Genomic DNA, 24,926 nt, shown 5'->3' on the forward strand with positions numbered 1-24,926 from the left:
GCATGGCGAAGGCAGGGAAAGTGCCATACTGACGGGCCCGGGCGCCGGTTATGGCAACCCGGACCGCACAGGGATTACAGCGTGTAGCTAAAGGAGATCCCCACTGTTCTTGGGTCGCTCAGACGCGCGTAACGGAATTCACCGGCAAGGTGTTTATATTGCGCACTCTTACCGTCATGACGTTCACCGTGCAACAAGCTTTCGTGGTCGGTCGCATTGTTTACATAGGCATTGATACGCCACTGCTCAGTCACATAAGCCACAGACAAATTCAGCTCTGCATAATCGCCGGCAAGATGAGTATCCTTACCTCCCAGTTTACTGTAATACTCTCCCACATAATGACTACGCGCACTAAATTGTATTTGCTCTGTCAGCCAATATTCGGCGCCAAGTCCCATAGTGACGTCGGCTGCCATAGGCAAGTCCAGACCTTCTGAATCGCGGTTTTGCGCATTGGCTTCCTCAATGTTGCTGTCCAGTAAGCCCAGGCTGGCAGAGAGCGTCAGATCTTCGGTCACGGCCAGGCGTGCTTCGGTTTCCAGGCCATAGCTTTCGACTTGTGCCAGATTCAGCACTTTGCTGTCTCGTAAATCACCACTTGGTCCGCGACCAAGCAGCTGATAATTGGAATAATCGTTGTAGAACAGGTTCGCTGATACAGATAGTTCACCGCCCAGCAGCGTGGCACGTGCGCCCAGCTCAAAAGTATCGACGTATTCCGGCTCAAAGGTGTAGTTAGTACGGGTAAACCAGTGGAAATCTCCGCCGCCTGAGGTGTAACCTTTTCTGAAGCTAGCGCTCAGTGTGGTGGTCTCGCCCAGGTCGTGCAGCACTGCCAGCTTAGGCAGGTAAATGCGGTTATCCACATCAATGTCAAAACGCAACCCCTGAGGCCCTAAACCAAAACCATCAAAGATCCTAAATTGTGATTCGTCGGTGACACGACCACCAGCAACCAAACGCGTGGCATCTGTTAAGGCGAAAGTCAGCTCACCATAAATGGCCTTTGAGCTGCTGTCGTCCGTCCCCTGATACCAGCTCTCACGGAAAAATGCCTGATCACGCTCATTGTGATAGTAGCCCAGGTAGCCGCTGATACCGGCGTCACCGTCATAGGTAACCTTGGCATCATAAGTACGTCCTTCTTCTTCCATGCGCACAAACCAGTAGGTTGGGTATTGCTCAAAGATATAGCTGTAATCGGTGTCTGATATCATCAGCTCAAAATCAAACTGGCTGTTGATTTCATAGCGTGTACGCAAAGACCAGCGCTGATAGTCAGAGGTTTTGTCTCTGGCCCCAGAGCCCAGCGCAACACTCTGGCCCGTTGCCGGATTGAAAACGCGCTCATAACTGACCACATGCTTGGAAATAGGCGCGATTTCAGGCCCTTCAACAGTCCAGTCACGTTCGCCTGTGTCTTCGCTGTCTACATAATGCAGCAACATCTCCAGACCCTGTACACCGGCCGGTTGCCACTTCAATTTAATGTCTGCACGTGTGCTGTCATAGTCATTCGGATCGAATGGGTAACCCTGATCGTACTGGAAAGTATGATGCAAATCGCCTGCCACGCGCTGTACACTGGCACGCACACCAAGCTGATCTTCCAGCAACGGGATAGACACCACACCGGCCAGCTCGCTTTGTTCATTCAGGTCAGAGTAACCTACGCGCACACCCGCTTCGACGTCCGTCAGCGAAGGCTCTTTGGTTTTGATGTACACCACCCCCCCGCTGCTGTTACGGCCACTGTTAGAAGACTGAGGACCACGCAAAACTTCAATCTGCTCCACATCCCACAAACCCAAGTCGCCGCTGACTTTAGCTACGTACGGCTCTGCCACACCATCGCGCATAATAGAAATACGTGGCTTAGCACCCGATGAAAATGACCCAAACCCTTGCGATACACCCTGACCCTGCTGACCCCGGATGGCTGGCAAGCCACCGGTCACGACTACGTTCGCAATGCCCTGCAATGCGTCCACGTAGGAATTAACCTGGCCGCTTTTTAGCTGTTCTTCATCGATCACTGCGATAGAAGAGGTCGTGTTTTTAAGTGAATTGCGACTATTCTCACCATAGACAACGATCTGTTCGATCGATTTGAGTTCAGCGTCATCGTCGGCCATAACGGCTTGTGAAACGGCAAGGGCGAGCGGCAGAATGCTGTATTTGAGTTTGTTCATTATTTCATCCTAGTTGTATTTCCGACAACCAGACGAAGCAAAAAACAGCAAATTTAGTAAAAATAGTAATTATTATCAAAAAGATAATATTACGCTCACAAACTGGGAAATAACTTTCCCTATTCCTCGCTTAGATGGACTTTCATCTCCAGCAAGCAGGGACTGAATCCGGCCTTTTTATAGGCGCGTATCGCGGCCTGATTGTCGCTGTACACATCCAGGTAAAAGTCGTGGATCGCCTGCTGTTTACTCCAGTCCATCAGATAGGTCATGATCGCCCGATTCAGGCCCTGACCGCGATAATCCGGATCGACATACATAAAGCCCAGATAACCATGGCGCTCATGCACCAGCTGTGCTTTCGAGTCCCGGTGTTGCACATAGCCTGTGGCCACAATCTTGTCGTCTTGCTCACCGACGACCAGCAGAGTGTCGGGACGGTCAAGCAGGGCTGGTAAATCATAATAACGCGCATCCTGTGGTTTAATGGCTTGATTGTAGGGGCGCTCAGCGGCTATCACGGCCTGCTCTAACTGACTTAAAGCAGGCAGGTCTTCTAAAGTTGCGATGCGGATCTGCATGATCTGTCCTGGTTACTATTCATAGAGCAGGCAGCGTCTCACAAATAGGTCCCAGTGCCAATCTACAGGCAAGAAAAAAGCCACCTGGTTTGACCCGAGATGGCTTACTAACACTACAAAAAAGGTTATGGCAAATTAGTGTTCGTGTTCGTCGTGCGCCGCGTCGCTTTTGGCGATCCCCAGCCACACTAGATTGCCTGGTACAATATCCAGCTCAAAGGTCTGCGACCATGCACCGGCTTCTAAATCGAATTTCTTAATCAGTTTATTCGCCGGGTCGCTGACAAATACCGCTTCTTCGGCCTGAGACAATGCCAGTGAGAAGCTTTGACCATCGGCCAGTGCACTGTCGCTGACCATTACTTCGTGCTCAGCTTCCCAGTGGTGCTCACCATCATGATCGTGAGCGGCAAAGACACTGAGCTTGCCTGCGCTATCCATGACGACAATATGCTCGCCGCTGGCACTGAACCCATAGTAGTTGATGCTGTGGTCATTAGTTACTTGCCATTCCAGCGCTTCAAACTCAGCGTCATGGCTGTCGAGCATAAATAACTGACCACCGGCGCTGGCAATATACTGATCACTGTGACGGTGACCTTTCAAAGAGCCTACACGCTGACCTTCGGCAAAGCGCTCCGGGTTGGCGATTTTGCTTGCGCTGAAGGCCTGACCTTCCTGAGTGATCAAGGCCACCCCGTCAGCACAACCAAATACAATGGTTTCTTCATTCTGTGCACTGCCGTGCAAGCCCGGACAGCTAACATCAAAGACTTTGTCAGCATGGAAATGGTCGCCATGGGCATGGAACAAACCAACCTGGGCAGGCAACAGTGACTCGCTGCTACTGTCACGCAATGTGCTGATCAAGTACTCACCGCGTGCCTGGGCTGCGCCGTGCATATATGTGCTGTATTCCCACACCGGCACCTCTTTGTTTGCGCCACTGATGTGCGACTCATTGAACATGACCACAGACGCGCTGTGCTGGCTTTTCACATCGCCATCAGAGAACACGGCAATGCCACCTTCACTGACCGTCACATGAGTCGGTTTCACCGACTCAAGATAAAATGACACAGCGGCCGGTGCATCCTGATGAGCATGGAAATGGTCATCATGGGCTTCCTGATACAAACCGCCGTCCAAAAACTCCACCATGCCGTTGGTACGCTGTACAGAAATCGCATAGCGATGATTTTCTGAGCCATATAAATAGTCAGGTGCGTAAGTCAGGCCAATTGAGTCAATCAGAGACTGATCGGCGGTTGAGTAAACATGCAGCACGTGGCTGTCAGCACTGCTAACCACCAGACGCCCTGCGACATCGGTTACGCCCTCATCGTGATCATGTTCATCATGATCAGCTTCTTTTTCAGATTCTGTCGCTTTCGCCTCTTCAGCCTTAGCTTCATCTGCGACTACAGGCTGCGCCGTGCGCTCAACGGTGTGATCTGTACCACCACACGCAGACAACAAGATGGCCGATACGGCCGCTGCCAGGACCTTTGCTCTGAAAATCATCAATACTACCTTAAATTCCAACGTTACATTATAACAACACGGAAATGTTATAGTATCACAAAAAAGAACGCAAGCGTTGCTGGTAAGTTATTTATCAAAAAAGCGATGGGATGCAGATAAGCGAAGATAAAAATGCGGCCTCTGATGAGGCCGCAAGAGGGAGTTAGTGAGATTGCAGCTGAGCCACCAGCTGTTCTTCAATCATAAAGGCCAGATTATCTATGGTTGGATCTTCAAAGAAAGCAGCCGGTTCCAGCTCAACGGCAAACATTTGTTTGGCCTTGGCCAGCATCTGGATCGCCACCAGCGAATCGCCGCCCAGCTCCAGCATGCTGTCGAAAATACCGATCTGCTCAAAACCCAGATACTCGGCCCACAGGGCAACCAGCTTATGCTCCAGCTCGCTCTCAGGCGCTTCGTAATCCACCGCCAGTTCGGGGCGCGCATGGCCTTTGGGCTTGTTCAGTCGTGCCAGCAATGCCTGCTCCGTGGCTCGCGTTGCCGCGCACAATTGCGACCACTCGGTGCTGGCACAGTAAACCTGTGGCAAATCCAGGCTTAGTGCGGCATCAAGTAACTGGCACGCCTCTTTGTGGCTCAATCCCAGTCCATCGGCCAGCGTCATATTGGCCGTCATCCCTGTGTTTATCCAGGCATCCCAGTTCAGTACCTGCACGGTAAATGGGTGCTCCTGCTGTGCAACCGCGTCCAGATAACTGTTGGCGGCGCAGTAATCACTTTGCGCAAATGCGCCCACTATGGAGGCCAGGCAGGAACACAGTACCATGCACGTCAATGGCGTCTCGGCAAACAGCTTCAATAACGTTTGTGTGCCCTGTACTTTGGCCACGGCGCTTTGTTGTGCCTGCTCTGGCGAGATCTCATTGAGCAAGCCGCCACCGGGCAAGCCCGCGGCATGGATCACCTGAGTCACGGTGCCCGTTTCTGTCTGCACTTCGTTAAGCGCCATCTGCATCTGTGTCAGATCCGTCACATCGGCGCTGATCACTTTCAGTCTGGCGCCGCTTTGCTGCAAAGCATGGAGTTGCTGATAGCGCGCACGTAACTTCTGCGGCTGCTGCTCATCTTCGCTCAGCTGTGCCCACTGCGCAGGCTCTGCCATTGACTGGCGCGTTTGCAGCACCAGGGTATGTCCCTGTCCGGCCAGGTGCTGAGCCAGCGCAAGGCCTATGCCGCCTAATCCACCTGTGATTAACGTCACCTCAGGTGCAGCACCTGGCGTGGGCTGAGCGGTCACGGCAGCTTGCGTTAAAGTAAAACGGTGTGCACCGCGATAGGCAATTTCCCCTTCCCCCTGAGCCAGATCAGCGACCAGACGATTGCTGAGTTTTTGGCTCGGGTTGTCTGCCATCTGCTGTGTCAGTGCCAGTACCTGACAGTTTTGTGCGCTCAGCTCCAAAGGTGCAACCCGCGTGAGCCCTAACAGGGAGGCCTTTTGTGCACTGATCGCGTCATCGCCCAGCACATTAAATAGCTCAGTTGCGACGATACTCAGCGGACGCCCGCCAAGCGACATCAGCCACTGTACCACTGGCAGTAAGGTGTTATAGGCCAGCACATCGGTGCTTAGTGATTGCGTAAAGCGGGTGTCGATCACCTGATCAAACTCCCCCACCGCCGTACTCAGCTCACTCAGTTGCGCTGCATCTTGCAGGTTCAGGCGATAAGTCTGGGCATCGATGGCTGAGAAGGTTTCTCCCTGCCAGATCTGAGTCAGCTCAGCACCTGCCTGGGTTAACGCTGCGCTCAGCGGTGTGACCAAAGGCACATCGGCTGCCAGCAGCAACACCCGTTTGCCAGCCAGTGACGCCACTTTTTGTGGTGCAACACATTGCTGCCATTGCGGTGCATAAAGCTGCGCGCCTTGTTGAACCGCATTGTTAGTCACATTCGCTGTCGTTGCTGTCACAGTACCCGGCTCAACCCAGTACTCGGTATCCGCAAACACGTACTCGGGCAGCAGGTTGGCCTGGCCGTGTGGACGCTGTGTCAGCTGTGTAAAGTCAACCGCACAGCCCAGCTGCCATAGCTTAGCTAAGGTTTTGGCAAACGGCGGTAATGGCGCTTTAAGGTCACGTGCGTGAGACACCGAATGCAGTACCACCCGTTCTTCACTCACCGTTTGTTTGGCCAGTTTTTGCAGGGTGTCGCCCGGTCCGGCTTCAATCAACACATCGGTGTTCTCTGCCAGCACCTTCACACCGGCCACAAAGTTCACCGGCTGACGAATATGGTCCAGCCAGTACTGCGCTGAGCAGGCCTGCTCGGCCGTGATCCAGTCGCCTGTGACGTTAGACACAAACGGCACCTCTGGCGCGCGCAGCGGCGATACACTCAGTACCTGTTCCAGCGTATTGGCAAAGTCAGGTAAAACAGCTTCGGTCAGGTGACTGTGGAAAGCGTGTGAAACGTGCAGGCGCGTTGCAGCGATATCGGCCGCTTTCAGTTCACCCTGCAAGGCCTTGATCGCCTCGCGCGTACCGGCAATCACGGTATTGGTCGGGCTGTTCAGCGCCGCAATGTCGAGCCCATCATTGAGATAAGGCACCATGGTTTCACCATCGGCCATGACAGAAAGCATGGTACCCGGCGCCATGTTTTGCAGTACTTCACCGCGTGCAGTCACAAGCTGAGTTGCCACCTCCAGGGTCATCACCCCAGCCAGACAAGCCGCCGCATATTCGCCAATGCTGTGACCCAGCATTGCACTGATGACCACGCCGTGCGCCTCGTAACATTTTGCCATGGCATAAGCGACCACAAACAAGGCAGGTTGCGTAATGCGGGTCTGATTCAGTAGCTGATTGGCCGTCAGGATCTCACTGTCTGCCGGACTAAAGGCGCTGCGCAGCTCCTGCTGTAAGGTCTCTGGGAAATGCCCCATTACCTCATCAAAGGCGGCCTTAAATGCCGGTACTGCACGCAGTAACGGCTGGGCCATAGTGACATACTGTGAGCCCTGCCCTGAGAACATCAATGCTACCCGAGGCGCGGCCGCTTTATCGCCCTGCGGCTCTCGCAGTAACTGCGTAATGGCCTGCTCGGCATTTTCTGCCACACAGGCATAACGCACCGCCAGCGCGCTGCGTTTATGCTGCAACTGGGCAGCCAGCTGGCCAAACTGCTCTGGCGAGCGCTGCAATGTGTCGGCCAGCGCCTGAGTCTGACGAACCAAAGCACTTTGGCTGCTGGCGCTGATCGGCAGCATGTGCCAAGGCGCATTGCTGTTTTGCTCCGTGCTTTGCTGGCTGTATTCTTCCAGGATCACATGGGCGTTGGTGCCACCCATGCCTAAGGAGCTTACCGCGGCACGGCGAACGCCTTCACTGTGCCAGGGTTTCAGCTCGGTATTAACGTAAAAGGGGCTGCTGGCAAAATCGATTTTGCTGTTCAAAGGCTGACTGTGCAGGCTGGGCGGTAACTCCTTATGACGCAGCGCCTGGACCGCCTTGATAAGGCCGGTCACCCCGGCTGCGGCATCAAGATGGCCGAGATTGGTTTTGGCCGAGCCAATCGCACAGTATTGCTTTGCATCACCGCCATAGGCCTGGCTCAGTGCAGCAATTTCAATCGGGTCGCCCAGCTCAGTGCCGGTGCCATGGGCTTCAATATAGCCCACACTGTGCGGCTCAATGTCTGCAAACTCAAGCGCCGCCATAATAGCGTTAGCCTGGCCATTGACGCTCGGTGCCGTATAACCGACCTTATCACGGCCATCATTGTTGATGGCAGAGCCCTTGATCACCGCCAGAATAGGGTCGCCGTCTTCCTGCGCTTCTGCCAGGCGTTTTAATACTACGGCCGCGCTACCGCTGCCGATCAATATGCCATCGGCCTGCTCACCAAAAGCACTCAACTGGCCGGACGGCGACAAGCTGCCACCGGCCGGGGCATGATACCCCTGATCCTGCGTCAGGTTGAGCCACACGCCGCCTGCCAGGGCCGAGTCACACTCAAAGTTTTGTAACGCACGACACGCCATATGCACCGCAACCAGTGACGTAGAACAAGCAGTCTGAACCGTGACCGCCGGACCTTTGAGGTCCAGCTCATAGCTTACCCGGGTCGCCAGTGAATCTTTGTCATTGCCGTTGGTCAGCGCCAGCAGACTGGTGATATCGCGCTGCTGTCCCTGCAACAAGTTTTGCATCAGATAAGCAGGGACACCACACCCGGCATAAACGCCGGTCAGCTCACCCTGTGCCAGTCCGGCATGGGCCATGGCATGCCAGCAGGTTTGTAAAAAGTGACGCTGCTGAGGATCCAGCTGCTCGGCCTCTTTTGGCGTGTAGCCAAAAAACTCAGCATCAAATTGCGCCAGTCCGTCAAATGGTATGCCGCGTTTCACATAGTCCGGGTCGTTTAAGTCAGACTCGCTCACCCCGGCGCGACGCAGCGCCTCGTCGTCATAACTTTGCACGGCGCAGCGGCCGGCGCGAATATTTTGCCACAAGGCATCGACGTTATCCGCATCGGGGAAACGCCCGGCCATTCCTATGATGGCAATATCCAGTTCACTATAGTGCTGTTCTGACATGATTATGATTCTCTTACTTTACGTTTACGGGCAGCGACGGCACCCATGCCGCGGCGCTGCCGGGCGCCACTCGGGGCGCTAGTTGTTTGTGACTGTGTTGTTTGTGACTGGTCCAGATACGCAGCCAGGCTGGCGATGCTGGGATAGGCGAATAAGTCGGTCAGCTGCAACTGGGCAAACTGCGGTTTTAAGTCGTCGAAGACCGCCATCAGCAGCAGCGAATGGCCTCCAAGATCGAAGAAGTTTGCATTGCGGTCAACCTGAGCGACCGCCAGATGCTTCATCCAGGTTGTTTCCAATGCTTGCTCTGTCTGATTGGTTGCCGTGCTGGCTACCGGCGCCTGCGCGGGCTGGACTTTTGGCAGTTGCTGACGCTCCAGCTTGCCGCTGGCATTAACAGGTAGCTGTGCCAGCACCACAATCTGTGCCGGGACCATATAGTCGGGCAACTGCTCGGTCAGCGCCCGCTTGAGTCTGAGTGCATAGCCCGGGTCGTCGTGGCGCTCGCTTTGTACATAGGCGATCAGGCTTAACGACTGTGCCTGCTGCTCGGTGATCACCACCGCCACATCCACGTCCGGCAACTGCGTTAAGCGGGTTTCGATTTCACCCAGTTCAACCCGGAAACCGCGAATTTTAACCTGATGATCGCTGCGGCCATGATAATGCAGCGCGCCATTTTGCCAGCTAACCAGATCGCCACTGGCGTACATGCGCGCACCATTATCCGCAAATGGATCGGCAATAAAACAAGTAGCCGTCTGCGCCGGACGTTGCCAGTATCCGCGCGCGAGCAGCTCGCCGCCGATATACAGTTCACCCACCTGGCCTTCGGCCACCGGCTGAAGGTTGCTGTCGAGCACATACAGGCGACGACCATTCAGGGCATGACCGAGCGGGACTTGCTCGCCCGCAGTCAGGGTGCGGCAATCATGAATAGCGGCCTCAACCACGATTTCGGTTGGTCCGTAAGTGTTAAGCAGACGCACCTCACCCAGACCTGCCGCACGCCAGTCCGTAATGCCCTGCTCTGACATGGCTTCACCACCCGAATGCACCTGGCGTAAATTAGGCAGTGACAATGGCGTGGTGGTTGCCATTCGCGACCAGCTGGCGGCAATGCTGCGCCAATAGGCAGCACTGAGATCCATCACGCTGATCTTGTGACGCTGTGCTTGCTGGTACAGGGTGTCGGCATCCCACAGCGTATCGCCACGTAACACCACGGCTGCGCCCACAGCCCAGCTGGGGAACAGCTGCTCGACAAAGGCATCAAAATTAATGGTGGCAAATTGCAGCACAACATCGGTGTGGCTTAGCGCAATAAACGCTTTTGCCGATTCGATGTAACAGGCCAGCGCCTGATGCTCAATCGCCACGCCCTTTGCCTGACCCGTCGAGCCAGAGGTATAGTTTAAGTAGGCCAGCGAATGATCATGATGCACTACTACGGGTGAGGTGCTGTGTTCATGATGTTCACTGAGTAAAGCAACCGGAGAAATACAAGGCACGGGTAAGGACGTGTCAGTCTGCTCACCGAGTATCGCAGCACAACCACTGTCGCTGACCATATGTGCTAACTTCGCTTGCGGGAAGTTAGGATCTAATGGTAAGTAGGCGGCATTGGCCTTCAAACACGCCAACACCGAGGCCAGCATCAAAGGTTTACGGGCCTGCATAATCCCCACCACCTGATCTGTCAGACCCTGAGCGACCAGACCGTGTGCGAGCCGGTTGGCCGTTTGCTCCAGCCACTCATAGCTATAGTGCTGGTCGTCAAAAATTACCGCCGTGGCATCCGGATTGCTGGCTGCATACTCGCTGATTGATGTGAGCCACTGTGCAGCGGGTGCCGACGCATCAGCGCCCGTTGCCGCCGGGATGTGTGCCAGTTCAGTACCCAAAGACAAATTACCAATGGCCTGCTGCGCCTGTTGTGGCAGCTGATTGAGTAGCTGCTGAAAAGCCGCAGACAATCGCGTTATGGTGCTGTGCTGATAGAGCGCCTGATTGTACTGTAGCTCAATGCTCAGCTGGCCTTGCTCATCCAGTCGCGAATCTATACTGAGATCAAACTGCGCCTGCTGCTGCAGTGACTGCGCATCATCTGTGGTGCAGTCGGCCAGCGTCAGTGCCTTAGCCACATCCTGCTCAAGGTGGTTAAACATCACCTGGAATAGCGGTGTCTGTCCCAGTGCGCGCTGTGGATTCAGCACTTCCACCAGCTTTTCAAACGGATAGTCCTGAAAACGCTGCGCCTCCAGTGCTGTGTGTTTGCACGCTTCGAGCAACTGGGTAAAGCTCTGCTCCGGTGATACCGAGCCACGGATCACCTGAGTATTGATGAAAAAGCCCACCAGTTTGTGCAACTGCGCCAGGTTACGGTTGGCCACCGCCACACCAATCTGCGGCTGACGTTTGCCACTGAGGCGGTAAAACAGCACCTGCAAACTACTCAGCAGCAGCATAAACAGACTGGCGCTTTGACCATGAGCCAACTGTTGCAGCTTGTCGGTGTGTTTGTGATCCAGAGTAAAGCGCATCACGCCCATGGGCGCTGCCAAATCGCTGCGTCGCGCCTGCTCAGGCACCAGCAACTCTTCATCCCCCTGACCATCCAGCCGTTCCCGCCAGTAAGCCAGCTGTGTCGCGGCGGCCTCTGAGGTCAGCCACGCCTGCTGCCACAGGGCAAAGTCACCATACTGGATGTCGCTGCTGTCGAGCGCGCCTTCACCCTGCGTGTTGTAGTGGTGCGAGATGGCACCAAGCAGCAAATCAAAGCTCCAGGCATCACTGGCAATGTGGTGCATAACCAGCACCAGCCGATGTGCCTGTTCAGACTCACGGATCAACGCAGCACGGAAATTTTCTCCGTCGCCCAGCGCAAACGGGGTTTCATAGCAAGTGCGCTGCAAGGCATCCGCCTGCACGGCTACATCCGCAGCATCGCTGAGGTCATGATAATGCCACTGCAAAGGCTGCGCAGCGGTGCGCTGACGCCACTGGCCATCGGCGGTTTTAAAATAGGCTTGTTGCAGCGCTGGTTGCTGTGCCAGTACCTGTGCACAGGCCTGCTCAAGGCGCTGCGGATTAATTGCGCCTGATAATGTTATCGTTGCGCCAATATGATAGGCACTGCTGCCTGGCTCCAGTTGCCATAAGAACAACTGCCTTTGTTGCTGGGCACTGAGTGGGTAATCATCCAGCTGTTGCACAGGGATCTGCACACTGGGTGCATCCATCACGTCTCGTACACACTGGCAGAAATCGCCAAAACGATGCGCCGCAAATAAACTGCTGGGGTCGAGCTGACAATCCAGTTCACCCTGGATCTGTGCCAGTAACTGAGCTGCTTTAATCGAGCTGCCTCCCAGCGCAAAAAAGTCCGCATCGTCGTGATTGACCGGATAACGCAGCACGCTTTGCCAGCATTGTGCCAGTTGTTGGGTCAGGTGATCCCAGTGTGCATTGCCGGGCAGCGAGTCTTGCGCCGTCAGTTGTTGCAGCTGAGCCAGGTCAAAATCACCATAACTGGCCAGCTCGTTGGTGTTGCGTAACTTCAGGCAGGCACTGCGCTGGAGCTTACCGCTGGAGGTTTTTGGCAAGCCCCCCTGATCCAGGAGCAATACCAGCTCAGGACAGGCGGCAAAGTGCTCAGTGATAAAGTCACGAACGATCAACGCCGTTTGCTGCGCCGGGATCTCATTGCGGTAGCTGTTGCTGGTTTCGATTGCCAGACCAATGCCTTCGCCGCTCTCTGCACTGGGGACCGGAAACGCCGAGACCCGACCTTTACGCACAAAGCTCAGCTCGGCTTCAATAGCGCGCTCAATATCCTGCGGATAAACATTGTGACCATTCATAATGATCAAGTCTTTTTGTCGGCCCGAGATATAGAGCTGGCCGTCAAACACATAGCCAACGTCACCGGTTCTTAGCCAGCGGTGGCCGTCGAGCTCCACAAAGGTGTCCTGAGTCGCTTGTTCATTTTGCCAGTACCCCAGCGCAATGCTGGGTCCGGCGGTCCAGATCTCGCCAATTTCACCATCGGCCAGTGCCCGGTGTGACTGCGGACACGTGATCCTGAGCAGGTGGCCGCTGGCGACCTGACCACAGCCTACCTGATGGCAGTATGCATCGCTGTCGCGCAGATCGCGAGCATCAGCCAGCTCTGCGCGGCCCGCTGCCAGCCCCTGATTATCAAAGGCACGGATCACGGCGCCGCCACCGGCGTCTGTCCCCGTCACCATCAGGGTGCCCTCAGCCAGACCATAGCAAGGGTAAATGGCCGATGCCTGCATACCCTGCGGCGCAAATCGCTCCGCAAAGTCCAGCAGGGTGTCGTGACGGATCGGTTCTGCGCCGGAGAAGGCCACGCGCCAACTGCTCAGGTCCAAATCGCTCAGTTGCTTATCGCGGATCCGCTCCAGACACAAACGGAAAGAGAAGTCGGGGCCACCAGAGACAGTGCCGCCATATTCACCGATCAGCTGCAACCAGCGTGCCGGGCGCTCCATAAAGAAACGGGGCGAGCACAGCACCAACGGATAGCCGACGTAGATGGGCTGTAACAGCCCGCCAATCAGTCCCATATCATGAAACAGCGGCAACCAGCTGACCATCACATCAGATTGAGTGGTTTGCATTCGCTCGGTGATCACCGCTTCATTGGCCAGCAAATTACCATGGCTGACCATCACGCCTTTTGGTTTGGCGGTTGAGCCTGAGGTGTACTGTAAGAATGCAATCTCGTCGCTGTGCGCCGGGTGGCGTGGCGCATCGGCCGCTGGCGTGTTTAATTCGTCCACCACCTGCATACTAATGCCATCCAGTGCCTCGCACATACCCGCGACCGTTTCGCTAAAACGAGAGGTGGTTAGCACCAGCCGGGCACTGGCGTCTTCGGCAATACCCACGGTACGGGCAATATGTTGCGCTTTGGTCGATTCGGGTGGAAAGCTCGGGATAGCTGTGACCCCCAGATGCTGACAAGCGAGAAAGCTGGTTACATATTCAATGCCGGTATCCATCAGGATCAGGGCGCGATCCCCCGCGCTGACGTGATGCTGCAGATGCCCTGCCAGCTGTAAAATCTGTTCATACAAGGCCTGAAAACTAAAGCGTGTGTGTGCTTTTTTATCTACGCAGATCAGCGCGGTTTGTTGTGGCTGTTGTGCTACGTGGTGGGCAAGGCGATCCATTATCGTCGTGGCGGTCATAGGGTACTCCGTGAATAAACTGGCAGTGTGGCAAGGCAGTGCGGCTGGGTGTTCGCTCCGCACTGGCGCTGATCAGCAGCTAGGCTTATCAGGCGACGCCGGAAAACTTACTGATCCATCGCCTGGCGAAGGCTTAACGGACGCATATCAGTCCAGTGCGTGTTGATATAGGCCAGGCAGGTCTCTTTATCACCTTCTACACCCACATCCTGCCAACCACCGGGCACGCTTTTATAACTGGGCCAGAGTGAGTATTGTTCTTCATGGTTAACCAGGACCTTGAAGGTGCCATTGTCGTTATCAAAGCTCATCGTTTTCTCCAAAAATCAGACTGTCGGCATAGTGACGCGCGACAGCCCGGGTTTTTTAGTCTTTTTTCACGATCAGTTTGGTGCTACTGAGCTTATTGATGGACACCTGCCAGGGATAGAATGGCAATTCAACTAATCCCCGGTGCGCACTGTAGTGGCGACTGCTGTCACTAAAATGCTCTGAGTCGCGATTGGCACTTTGCGAATAACTCAGCAGGCCGCGGGCAACCGGCCCGTTATCGTCAAAACCCACCACCATCATCCAGCTGGAACCAAAGTTTATGCCGTAGCCTTCCTCACGCAGCCCGGACCACAGGGGTCGGCCATCAACCACACTGGTAAGTGGCGGTGATGGCTGAGCGGCAAAGCTACTCAGATCCATGGTATTGTGGGTGGCAAACACGTTAAACCCGCCACTTTGATGCTCAGGCCCGGCCCAGGGCAAGCGCTCCGTGCCTTTTTGCAAATACTGGATCTCGGCAAATGGCGCATCCAGTGCAAAACCATAGTGTGCTAAATCGGCCGCAGCACGGAGCAGTTTCTTCAGGATTTCAGGGTCAGATTTAATCGTGTGTGGCGTGGTGGTTGGCAATCTGGGATTAAACGGCACCGCAAAGTCTTCGCGCTTGTCGAGCACACGGAAAAACTCCCGCGCCAGATGGGCCGCTTTTGATGTCAAATCAAAGCGCCCATCCCATTGTGCAAATGCGCCGCAAACGGGATCAACATCGACCTCAAGCTGGTCGTTCAGCGCCCAGCGCTGACCCGCATACTGCTGACATAAGTCGGCGATAACCCCTCGCTCACTGGCAAAATAACTGCCGTTACCCAGTAGGATATGCTCCAGTTCGTCGAGACTGAACCGACCATCTCGTCCCGACCCTGAGCGCAGTAACGCATAGGCATAGCGGCTGCGCTCTGACTGCTGTACATCCACCTGACCATACAAAGGAGAGACATCACGCAGTGGCTGTGAGGCATTACTTAGCCAGAATGAGTCATTGGAGTTTTGCACATAATCACGACGACTGAGTGACGGTGCTTCGGCCAGCTCCACTGCCCCATCGAACATCATCTCTTCGCGATCACCTGGCAACACCACCTGACCTGTGGCGGCAAAAATGGCTGCAGATTTAGGGTTAACCTGTAACCAGTTCAGAGCAGCCGCCGAAAGGTTAGGGACATTGGAATCATCGGTATAGAAGGTGTTGCCGTACTTATCTGCTGCCAATGTATTGTTGAAAGACAAACCGTTAAAGCGCCCGGATGCTACGCGCAATCGCGCGACTGACTCAGCCCGGTTGTATGACAGCCAATGATCTATGGCAGAGAAATTGTCCAGATTGATATCACTCACCGCATAGGCCACCCCGTCCCGCCAGGGAAAGCGCTCGGCGTCTTCGAGCATTAAGCCAAAGTGTGTGGCATACGCCGTGTGGGTATGCGTTTGCATCCCCGTTGCCGTTTTCACCGCCACCTGAAACTGACGCTCGCGCATGGTGTGCCACTGCCCTTCATAACGATAGCGGCGCGGGTTATCCGGGTCCAGCGTCAGTTCATAAAATACATGGTGCAGTGCCGTTGAGTAGGTGTGGGTCCAGGCCAGGTTGCGGTTAAAACCGATATTGACCACTCCGGGCATACCCAGGACGGAAGCGCCCATCACATCCAGTTCACCAGGTACCGTGGCATGATGCGTCCAAAAGCGGAAATTGCCATTGAACGGAAAGTGTGGATTGGCCAGTACCATACCCCGGCCATTGTGGCTCATGGTTTGGCCAATCGCCCAGCCATTTGATCCCTGCGTCAGCTGCTCGGCAGGTGTCAGTGCCATAGCGCGACCCTGTTGTGCTGGCGTGGTCGCGTTGTCCGGCCCGGCCTGTACTAACTGTGGCAGTAACCGACCCACACTGCCCTGCACGCCCATCAGCAACACATTGGCAATCACGTCCTGTGCGGTGATGGGTTTAACCCAGGAGGCGTCACGACAGAGTTCACCCAGTTGTTCATTACCTGCAGCAACCTCTTCAAGGTACTGGTTATAGCCGGCAGCGAAGCCCTCCGCCAATGCGCGCGTACTCGCCGATAAACTTGAATATTGCTGTGCAACCCGACCGGGCAAGTCCAAGATGCGGTAGCCAATATCTGACAACAGGAAATGGTTGTCTCCTGCATTACGATGTGCGCCAAGATATTGAGCACGCTCGCCACGCAGCCGCAGGTAACCGTCCGCCAGCAGGCAGCTGTGATCTTGCGCCTGGGCATAGGCGTTGCCATAGCCCAGTCCATACAAACTCTGCGCTTTGACATGCGCAATACCAAACTGGGTGCGGGTCAGGCTAACAGCTTCGTTGCTGTGAGGGTTTGTCAGGGCCGGAGGGAAAAGTGGAGCAGCCTGTGTGCTACCCATAAAAATGGCAAGCCCTGCAATGCTCAGTGTAAATGATTTCATAGCAATCCTTTTGTTTAAGTATACACAGAAGTCCCCCAGAAAAGAGGTTGAGAGACTTCTTTTGCTAGACGCGAGGAAAAAACGAAAAACCACCCTAATGCGTTGAATCCACAACACATCAACGCTCTCAGCTTGCTGATCCGCCCTCTGTGCCTGAAGCCTCTGAGCACGGGTCGTTCAGGTGTGAACCTTATAAAGGTCCAATCAGGGTAGAAAATTACTTGACGGCAAAATACAAAAGGAAATAACATAATAGTGATAACTATTATCATTCGCCATAACGGATCTAATTCAAATACACCAGGAGAACTTACCGTGCCGCAGTCGTGTGAAAAGTGGTCAAATGTCATTGCAGAAAACCAAGCCAAACTACTTGCTTATTTGAATAATATTCTGCGCTGCCCCTATCTCGCTGAGGATGCGTTACAAGATACCTTTATTCGCCTGTCAGGCATGTCTGCCTGCCAGAATTGCCAGGTTAAGAACTCAAAGAGCTTCTGCTATCAGGTGGCCCGCAATATCGCCATCGACATGTTGCGCAAACAAAGCCGGGAAAGTCTGGTCGATATGGAGTCTGTGCACGGCGAGCATTTTGACGATGAAGAATCTAATATTGAAACCCGTTTCATTGACGCGCAGCTCTCAGAAAAGGTGAATCACACCATTGCTAAGCTTTCTATGCGTCACCAGAACGTGGTGAGCTTTTATCGTGATGGACGGTTAAAACAAAAAGAAATTGCTCAGATGTACAGTATTTCGCCAACCCTGGTCAACTTTCTGATCAAAGAGGCGATTCAGTCCTGTAAGACCGAACTGGGCACCGCACAGCTCACCCACTAGTCGGTGAGCTTAAGCTGCTGACGGGCAGTAAGTTTGGCAGAGATAAAATCAGCGTGCGCGACATAGAGCAAACCGGCAATTTTTCTGACCATATGCTCTTCATGAGGATCCAATTGGCCGTCGGCATAAGCAACCAACCACAGAAGTTCAATTACTTCAATGCGCTCCAGTTCCCCGGTATGTGCGTTTACAACGCGCACAAAGCGGTGCAAATCAATCGCTTCGTCCACCATTAAGATTGCCTGATCGCGAATGAGCTCACTGGCCTGCGTCGAAATGCCACTATGCTGGGTAAGTAGCCGGGCTATCATATGACATTCATCGGCGTGGGTTTCTCCATCGGCGCGCATAATCTCCACCATCAATGCGGCCAGTGCTGTGGTAAAGTCGGGGGCCTGTTGAGACTCGGGCTGTTGGGCCAGGTTATTTATGAACTTTCTCAGTTGTGCAAACAAGCGCACCTCCCAAATATGTTACACTTCAGCAAGACGAGGATGGATTATCAGGTTTTATATGTCACAGCCAGGCTTTATGACAACTCAGATGATTAAACAAGTAAGATGCACATTGTCAGTGGTCGCACTCACTTTACTTGCCAGTGCCTGTAGCAGCTATACGCCGCCACCCAATGGTGTTGTCGAAAAACTGTATGACTTTGATCACAAAGTGCACTATGAGCAAATTAAGTATAATGACGATCACTACTATTTACAGTTAAAATCGGATAGTTATCAGCACTTTTTGCAACAAAGTGTGTTTTTACTCAGACACAGTCAACGTTTATGCCAGGGTAGTTTGCCGCAGCTGGTGTTGATCGCGGGCGTGCAGAGTTTTGACCGTCTGCCAACTTACCCGAGACCCTATGAGCCGGATCTACAAGTGGAAGTGCGTTGCGTGCAAAAGCCGTAATAATCACGCACAGCTCAGTATTAACTGCCGAGCTGTGCAGCCCAATCAGTCCTGATAACCCCAGGGAGCATTGGGCGCCTGAACCGGTTTGGTCAGATCAAAGTCAACTCTAAATTCACGTCCCTCTCTGACCAGACGATAGGTAAAACGCTCATCGTAAATATACATCTGCCAGGTGTTGCCCACTGATTGTGGAATACCACGCTTCACAAACAACTCTTTTGAGTACTGATCAGCAGGAAAAGACTGCACGTTGTTATAGCCCGCATCGACAGTATGGCCACCATACATAGTCGATTCATCGTCACTGCCGTCCTTATGACGGTGGTCGTGCTTCAGGCTCAGACCGCTACCAGTCTTAGTAATGATCCAGGTACGTGAAGCATTTTTCCCAACATGAAACGGAATTTGCAGCTCCTGGTCGTTACAGCGGCGCACGTGCATGATCAGACGCGCATCGCTGAACGCACTAGGCCCCTGATTGTCGACTGTCACTTTGCCCTCATACGCTTTACCACAATGTTGTTTGATTTGATCAAAGAACGCATCATGCGTGGGGATAGACACTAACGGCGCTGGACGTGCCATTACGGTGCCACTGACCAGCAAAGCGGCTGCATAAACGAGTTTCATATCATTGTTCCTAAAAAATATTAAAGGCCGCAGCGTAATCCACTTAGCGGCCTTTGCCAAATAAATGCGGTGATCACACAGCTACTGCCAGGGACGCGCCGCCTTAAGCTGTTGTTCGAAGCTGTCTATCTGCGCATTGAGTTGCTCGGTTTCACCAATAAAGTCCAGCCCACTCAGCAGTCGGGCTTTGATATCCGGACGGACATCGAACGCAATCGGCGCAAAATGCTCGCTGCGCAGCTGCTGAGCTGCAAGGTCGACTTCAATCTGAATATCATCCTGGCGCTCACACAAGCCAAACAAACTATCCAGGGTGCTCGGTGGCAGACTAATACACAGCATCTGATTGTTGCCACAGTTATTGAAAAAGATATCCGCAAAGCTCTGTGCCAGGATTACGGTAAAGCCGTATTGCTTGAGCGCCCAGGGTGCATGCTCGCGCGATGAACCACAACCAAAGTTATCCCGTGTTAGCAGCACGCTGGCACCCTGATATTGCGGCGCATTGAGAATAAAATCTGGATCCGGCTCGCCCTGTTCTGTGTAGCGCCAGTCGTAAAAGAGCGCCTTATCAAACCCTTCTCTGCTGGTTGAGGTTAAGAATTGCTTCGGAATGATCTGATCCGTATCGACATTGTTTTTATCCAGCGGTGCCAGTAGTCCGCGGTGAAATACGCTCATGCCTGCTCTCCTTGAATATCGGTAAAGTGACCCGCAATTGCCGCGGCGGCTGCCATCGCAGGGCTCACTAAATGGGTTCTGCCACCGCGCCCCTGGCGCCCTTCAAAGTTTCGGTTTGAGGTTGATGCACAGCGTTTACCCATCCCCAGCCTATCATCATTCATCGCCAGACACATAGAGCAACCCGGTTCACGCCACTCAAAGCCTGCTGCCATAAAGATATCCGCCAGACCCTCTTGTTCAGCCTGCTGTTTTACCAGACCTGAGCCCGGCACAATTAAGGCTTCTACGCCGCTGGCAACCTGTTTGCCAGCCACGACTTGCGCGGCAGCACGTAGATCTTCAATACGGCTATTGGTACAGGAGCCAATAAACACCGTATCTACTTTAGCGTCTGTTAGTTTCTGGCCAGCACGCAACCCCATGTAACGTAGTGCACTGCGCATGGCTTCGGCTTTGATCAGATCCGGTTCAGTTTCCGGATCCGGAATGGCCTCATCGATCCCGATCACTTGCTCCGGACTGGTACCCCAGGTTACCTGCGGCTGGATCTCGTCAGCACTGATGATCACTTCGCTATCGAAGACAGCGTCAGGATCGGTGTGCAGGGTTTGCCAATAGGTGACGGCCTGATCAAAGTCTTTGCCCTGCGGTGCAAACGGGCGGCCTTTAAGATACTCATACGTCGTCTGATCCGGTGCAATCAACCCGGCCTTCGCGCCCATTTCAATGCTCATATTGCATAGTGTCATGCGCGCTTCCATCGACAAAGCCTCAATAGCCGTGCCGCAAAACTCCGCCACAAAACCGGTGCCACCGGCCGTGCCCAGTTTACCTATCACGGCCATGATCAGATCCTTCGCCGTGACAGTGGGCCTCAGTGTGCCAGTGATCTCAATTTTCAGTGATCTGGCTTTCTTCTGCTGGAGTGTTTGAGTGGCCAGCACATGCTCCACTTCAGAGGTACCGATGCCATGAGCCAGTGCCCCAAAAGCACCATGCGTTGAGGTATGGCTGTCGCCACAAACTATGGTTGTACCGGGCAAAGTGATCCCCTGTTCAGGTCCCATCACATGCACTATGCCCTGATTCACGGAGCTCAGATCATACAGCTCAATGCCGAACTCCTGACAGTTCTTTGCTAACGCCTGAAGCTGATTTTTGCTGACTTCACTTGCCGCATCGATAGAACGACTTTTGGTCGACACATTGTGATCCATGGTCGCAAAGGTCTTATGCGGGCAGCGCACCGTGCGATTCTTTTCACGTAAGCCCGCAAACGCCTGAGGCGAGGTGACTTCATGCACCAGGTGTCTGTCGATATACAGTAAATCGGTTTGCGCGTTAATACTGGCGACCACATGGGCTTGCCAGATTTTGTCGTATAATGTTTGTGCCACTTGCTACATCCTGTTGTTAATCTGAGATCAGGTTAAATTCGCTCGACAATTGCATGCGCTACATCCAACGTGGTGTAGCCCCCTTGCGGGTAAATATCTGGTGTCCCCACGCCAGCCGCCACAGCTTCCGCAACAGCCTTTTCAATGCGTCTTGCCGCCTCATCCTGCGCCAGAGAATAACGTAACATCAGGGCTGCACTGAGGATCTGTGCGATTGGATTGGCAATGCCTTTACCTGCAATATCGGGGGCAGAGCCACCTGCTGGCTCATAGAGACCAAAACCCGATTGATTCAGACTCGCTGACGGTAGCAAGCCCATGGAACCGGTGATCATGGCGCACTCATCCGACAGGATGTCGCCAAACAAGTTGTCACACAGCAACACATCAAACTGCCCCGGCTGTTTAACCAGCTGCATTGCGGCGTTATCTATATAGATATGCTCCAGTGCCACATCCGGATAGTCTTTACTTACCTCACATACAACCTCACGCCATAGCACGCTCGATGCCAGGACATTGGCTTTATCAACCGAAGTAACCCGATTACTGCGCAACCTAGCAGCTTCAAACGCAAAACGAGCAATGCGTTCAATTTCATGGCGACTGTAACGTTGAGTATCAAAAGCGGCTTCATCAGGCCCTGACCCTTCGCGGCCTTTTTCACCAAAATAGATACCACCGGTTAACTCGCGAACACACAAAATATCAAAGCCCTCCTGACTGATATCAGCCCGTAACGGGGAAGCCGCACTCAGTGCCGACAACAGCTGGGCAGGACGCAGATTACAAAACAGGCCGAAGTGTTTTCTCAGCGGTAATAGAGAAGCGCGCTCAGGCTGCTCCTGAGGCGGTAAATGTTCCCACTTAGGCCCGCCGACCGAACCAAACAAAATCGCATCCGATGCTTCGCATGCAGCCAGTGTTGCAGGAGGCAACGCGACGCCATATTCATCAATGGCTGCACCGCCGATAGCATGATGTTGACGCTGTAAGCCGATACCGAATACCTCACTGACTTTGTCGAGCACCAGCTCAGCGGCTGCCATCACCTCAGGTCCAATGCCATCACCGGCTAATACGGCTATCTGATAATTTGATTGACTCATCCTGCTTTCCTTTGTTGTTTCAAACTCGAGACCTTAGCGGCTCGGTGAATTAAGTTATAAACGTGGATCATGGCGTGCACAGACGCTTCCACCACATCGGCAGCCAGTCCGGTACCGTGGTACTGGCGACCGTCGTATTTGGCTATCATATCGACCTGCCCGAGTGAGCTTGCTCCCTGCCCGGTCGCATCCAGGTTGTACTCGACAATATCAATTGCCTTACCGGTAATACGCTCAAGTGCCAGAAATGCCGCTTCCACTGGGCCGTTGCCGGTAGCCGCTTCCTGTTTTAGCTGCTCACCCATGGCAATCCCTACAGTTGCACTGGCAATGGATTGAGAGTTGGACGACGCATTGACAAATTGCAGCTGGTAAAAATCGTCTTTGTCGGTGATCTGATTAAAGTGGATCATCGCTTCAAGGTCGTAGTCGTATACCGTACCCTTCTGATCGGCCAGGGCTAAAAAGCTCTCGTAGAGTGAGTCCATGTCATAATCAGATTTCTGATAGCCCAGTTCGCTCAGACGATGTTCAATCACATGGCGGCCAGAACGAGAGGTCATATTCAACTGGTTGTTGGGTACGCCCACAGTTTCCGGAGACATGATTTCGTAGGTATTTTGCGCCTTCAATACCCCGTCCTGGTGGATGCCAGAGCTGTGAGCAAAGGCATTTTCTCCCACGATAGCTTTATTTGGCTGAACCGGCATATTGCAGATCTTGGCAACCTGACGTGATGCCCGGTATATTTCTTCACTGCGAATATCACACCCTACTTGTAAGTGGTCTTCTCTCATTTTCAGGATCATGGCTGCTTCTTCTAATGAGCAGTTACCAGCACGCTCACCAATACCATTGATAGTACATTCGATCTGTCTGGCACCGGCTTGCACAGCCGCTATCGAGTTCGCAACTGCCAACCCTAAATCATTATGGCAATGCACGCTCAGACGCGCTTTATCTATGTTTGGCACATTATTGCGGATATGACGGATCATCGCGGCATATTCATCGGGTGTCACATAGCCCACTGTATCAGGCAGGTTAATGGTGCTGGCACCAGCATCTATGGCTCGCTCAACAACACGGCACAAGTCATCAAATGGCGTGCGGCTGGCATCCTCACAGGAGAACTCCACATCATCGGTATAGTTACGCGCCAGCTTAATAGATTTCACCGCCATCTCGGTTGCATCATCCAGAGACATTCTCAGCTTATGCTCAAGGTGTAACGGGCTGGTCGCGATAAAGGTGTGAATACGGCGTTTCTCTGCGGGCCTCAGTGCTTCTCCACAGGCTTCAATGTCTTTGCTCACAGCCCGTGCCAAACCACAAATGCTCGGTCCGCTGATTTCTCTGGCAATGCGCTGTACGGCGCGAAAGTCCGCAGGGCTTGAAACCGGAAACCCAACTTCCATCACATCAACATTTAAACGACTAATGGTATGCGCGAGCAGGATTTTATCTTCTTCCGTCAGACTGGCTTTCAGCGCCTGCTCTCCGTCTCTTAATGTCGTGTCGAATATCCAAACCTTGTCTTGCATACCTGATGTCCTCGTTTAAGCATAAAAAAACCCCGCACAATGTGCGGGGTTTATCGTGTTGCTGCCCTTACGCGCAACTACGCCCCGCTCTTACAGCTAAGCAGTAAGAGGTTAAGCAATAGTGACAACGTAATAATTTGCATATGGGCTTTGGTCCTGTTGATGAATTGCCTATGTTTTAACATGGTCGAAAACATCAGATCAAGCATATTTATTTCACAAAAGCCGATTTATAGCACTAGATAAAGGAACCTTAATTCACATTGAATACCTATAAAGGTATTTTAATCCCTAAAGTGTGAAGTCATTAGAATATGAACGCATGAGAGTTTGAAACTAGGGTGATTTAAATTTATTGAAAATAGGGGCAATTATTTTGTTAATCTCCGCAAAGACACTGAGTTTACTGTGCCTGCGGCTTGTTCGAACAGCAACTCACACTATACCTGACTCCACTCTACGCCCTTACACAGCTTTGTCGTTGTTCTGAAGTTGGTCCAAACCCGACTCGTTAGTGTGTTTGGTAAGGAGCCAATGCCATGCTCACGGTGTGGCCTGTTAGAAGATCCCGCATCAAGTGCGGGATGAATTGCGACCGAAGCACCGCTTCGCAGCGCAATGAACGCGAGGCATGGACGCCGAGCTGGGAGCCCTCCACAGGGAAGTGTGTCCAAAGGTTGTTCAGTTAGCGATGGTATGGTTAACCCAAACGCAAATTAGCGATGGTATGGTTAACCCAAACGCAAAAAAGCCCGACTCTTTCGAATCGGGCTTTGATGTACAGGAGGTACGAATGTCGATGATATTCATGGATGAATGTCTTTCGTCGACCTCTAATTAGGTGCTTGGCAATGTCCTACTTTCACATGGACGAAATGAGACCGAAGCAACGCTTCGCAGCTCATTGAGATGAGCGCAAGGACGCGCGATGGGACCCAGCTTCATGGATGAATAGACAACACCGCTCTGT

At 53.3% G+C, this 24,926-nt stretch carries 15 protein-coding genes; 2 read left to right on the forward strand and 13 right to left on the reverse strand.

Annotated elements, in window-relative coordinates; all coding sequences use genetic code 11:
• Positions 1–74: 74 nt before the first annotated feature.
• From MHN33_RS18780 to MHN33_RS18810, 7 genes are all read right to left on the reverse strand, one after another.
• Entirely contained in the window at positions 75–2,195 is a 2,121-nt protein-coding gene (locus MHN33_RS18780; RefSeq protein ID WP_239400245.1) for a TonB-dependent receptor, read from the reverse strand.
• Positions 2,196–2,314: 119 nt separating this feature from the next.
• Positions 2,315–2,776 carry a GNAT family N-acetyltransferase gene (locus MHN33_RS18785; RefSeq protein WP_239400247.1) on the reverse strand — a complete coding sequence of 154 codons (462 nt, stop codon included), beginning with the start codon at positions 2,774–2,776 and terminating at the stop codon, positions 2,315–2,317.
• A 135-nt stretch (positions 2,777–2,911) separates the two neighbouring features.
• Positions 2,912–4,300 (reverse strand): hypothetical protein, encoded by a 1,389-nt coding sequence (locus tag MHN33_RS18790; protein WP_239400249.1) that lies wholly within the window; start codon positions 4,298–4,300, stop codon positions 2,912–2,914.
• A 163-nt stretch (positions 4,301–4,463) separates the two neighbouring features.
• The gene (locus tag MHN33_RS18795) at positions 4,464–8,858 is read right to left on the reverse strand and encodes a type I polyketide synthase (protein WP_239400251.1); all 4,395 of its coding nucleotides are present in this window, start codon (positions 8,856–8,858) and stop codon (positions 4,464–4,466) included.
• A 2-nt stretch (positions 8,859–8,860) separates the two neighbouring features.
• Positions 8,861–14,077: a non-ribosomal peptide synthetase gene (locus MHN33_RS18800; RefSeq protein ID WP_239400253.1), complete on the reverse strand. Its 5,217-nt coding sequence runs from the start codon at positions 14,075–14,077 to the stop codon at positions 8,861–8,863.
• A gap of 107 nt (positions 14,078–14,184) precedes the next feature.
• Positions 14,185–14,388, reverse strand: coding sequence for an MbtH family protein (locus MHN33_RS18805; RefSeq protein ID WP_046007095.1), 204 nt, complete (start codon positions 14,386–14,388; stop codon positions 14,185–14,187).
• A gap of 55 nt (positions 14,389–14,443) precedes the next feature.
• Positions 14,444–16,840: a penicillin acylase family protein gene (locus MHN33_RS18810; protein WP_239400255.1), complete on the reverse strand. Its 2,397-nt coding sequence runs from the start codon at positions 16,838–16,840 to the stop codon at positions 14,444–14,446.
• 315 nt (positions 16,841–17,155) lie between these two features.
• On the opposite strand from MHN33_RS18810, the gene MHN33_RS18815 reads away from it, so the two are divergent.
• Entirely contained in the window at positions 17,156–17,680 is a 525-nt protein-coding gene (locus tag MHN33_RS18815) for a sigma-70 family RNA polymerase sigma factor (RefSeq protein ID WP_239400257.1), read from the forward strand.
• On the opposite strand, the gene MHN33_RS18820 is transcribed toward MHN33_RS18815, so the two are convergent.
• Positions 17,677–18,141, reverse strand: coding sequence for a TerB family tellurite resistance protein (locus tag MHN33_RS18820; RefSeq protein WP_343224849.1), 465 nt, complete (start codon positions 18,139–18,141; stop codon positions 17,677–17,679). The two genes, MHN33_RS18815 and MHN33_RS18820, sit on opposite strands and share 4 nt — an antisense overlap.
• 82 nt (positions 18,142–18,223) lie before the next feature.
• Between MHN33_RS18820 and MHN33_RS18825 the strand changes: the two genes are divergently transcribed.
• Positions 18,224–18,589, forward strand: coding sequence for a hypothetical protein (locus MHN33_RS18825; protein ID WP_239400261.1), 366 nt, complete (start codon positions 18,224–18,226; stop codon positions 18,587–18,589).
• Positions 18,590–18,634: 45 nt separating this feature from the next.
• Here the strand turns inward: MHN33_RS18825 and MHN33_RS18830 are convergent, their stop codons facing one another.
• From MHN33_RS18830 to leuA, 5 genes are all read right to left on the reverse strand, one after another.
• Positions 18,635–19,222 (reverse strand): hypothetical protein, encoded by a 588-nt coding sequence (locus MHN33_RS18830; RefSeq protein ID WP_239400263.1) that lies wholly within the window; start codon positions 19,220–19,222, stop codon positions 18,635–18,637.
• A gap of 81 nt (positions 19,223–19,303) precedes the next feature.
• Positions 19,304–19,903 (reverse strand): 3-isopropylmalate dehydratase small subunit, encoded by a 600-nt coding sequence (gene leuD, locus MHN33_RS18835; RefSeq protein WP_239400265.1) that lies wholly within the window; start codon positions 19,901–19,903, stop codon positions 19,304–19,306.
• Positions 19,900–21,303 (reverse strand): 3-isopropylmalate dehydratase large subunit, encoded by a 1,404-nt coding sequence (gene leuC, locus MHN33_RS18840; RefSeq protein ID WP_239400267.1) that lies wholly within the window; start codon positions 21,301–21,303, stop codon positions 19,900–19,902. Before leuC ends, leuD begins: the two co-directional genes overlap by 4 nt.
• A gap of 32 nt (positions 21,304–21,335) precedes the next feature.
• Positions 21,336–22,412 carry a 3-isopropylmalate dehydrogenase gene (gene leuB, locus MHN33_RS18845; protein WP_239400269.1) on the reverse strand — a complete coding sequence of 359 codons (1,077 nt, stop codon included), beginning with the start codon at positions 22,410–22,412 and terminating at the stop codon, positions 21,336–21,338.
• Entirely contained in the window at positions 22,409–23,956 is a 1,548-nt protein-coding gene (gene leuA, locus MHN33_RS18850) for a 2-isopropylmalate synthase (RefSeq protein ID WP_239400271.1), read from the reverse strand. The genes leuB and leuA overlap by 4 nt, the downstream gene beginning before the upstream one ends.
• Between the last annotated feature and the right edge of the window lie 970 nt (positions 23,957–24,926).

This window comes from Pseudoalteromonas sp. OOF1S-7, assembly GCF_022347765.1.
Lineage (GTDB): Bacteria > Pseudomonadota > Gammaproteobacteria > Enterobacterales > Alteromonadaceae > Pseudoalteromonas.

Bases quoted from the DNA above. Each gene is read 5' to 3' on its own strand.
- MHN33_RS18810 (WP_239400255.1), bottom strand. From the start codon at position 16,840: ATGAAATCATTTACACTGAGCATTGCAGGGCTTGCCATTTTTATGGGT.
- MHN33_RS18795 (WP_239400251.1), bottom strand. From the start codon at position 8,858: ATGTCAGAACAGCACTATAGTGAACTGGATATTGCCATCATAGGAATG.
- MHN33_RS18805 (WP_046007095.1), bottom strand. From the start codon at position 14,388: ATGAGCTTTGATAACGACAATGGCACCTTCAAGGTCCTGGTTAACCAT.
- MHN33_RS18785 (WP_239400247.1), bottom strand. From the start codon at position 2,776: ATGCAGATCCGCATCGCAACTTTAGAAGACCTGCCTGCTTTAAGTCAG.
- MHN33_RS18800 (WP_239400253.1), bottom strand. From the start codon at position 14,077: ATGACCGCCACGACGATAATGGATCGCCTTGCCCACCACGTAGCACAA.
- leuB (WP_239400269.1), bottom strand. From the start codon at position 22,412: ATGAGTCAATCAAATTATCAGATAGCCGTATTAGCCGGTGATGGCATT.
- leuD (WP_239400265.1), bottom strand. From the start codon at position 19,903: ATGAGCGTATTTCACCGCGGACTACTGGCACCGCTGGATAAAAACAAT.
- MHN33_RS18825 (WP_239400261.1), top strand. From the start codon at position 18,224: ATGATTAAACAAGTAAGATGCACATTGTCAGTGGTCGCACTCACTTTA.
- MHN33_RS18780 (WP_239400245.1), bottom strand. From the start codon at position 2,195: ATGAACAAACTCAAATACAGCATTCTGCCGCTCGCCCTTGCCGTTTCA.
- leuA (WP_239400271.1), bottom strand. From the start codon at position 23,956: ATGCAAGACAAGGTTTGGATATTCGACACGACATTAAGAGACGGAGAG.
- MHN33_RS18830 (WP_239400263.1), bottom strand. From the start codon at position 19,222: ATGAAACTCGTTTATGCAGCCGCTTTGCTGGTCAGTGGCACCGTAATG.
- MHN33_RS18790 (WP_239400249.1), bottom strand. From the start codon at position 4,300: ATGATTTTCAGAGCAAAGGTCCTGGCAGCGGCCGTATCGGCCATCTTG.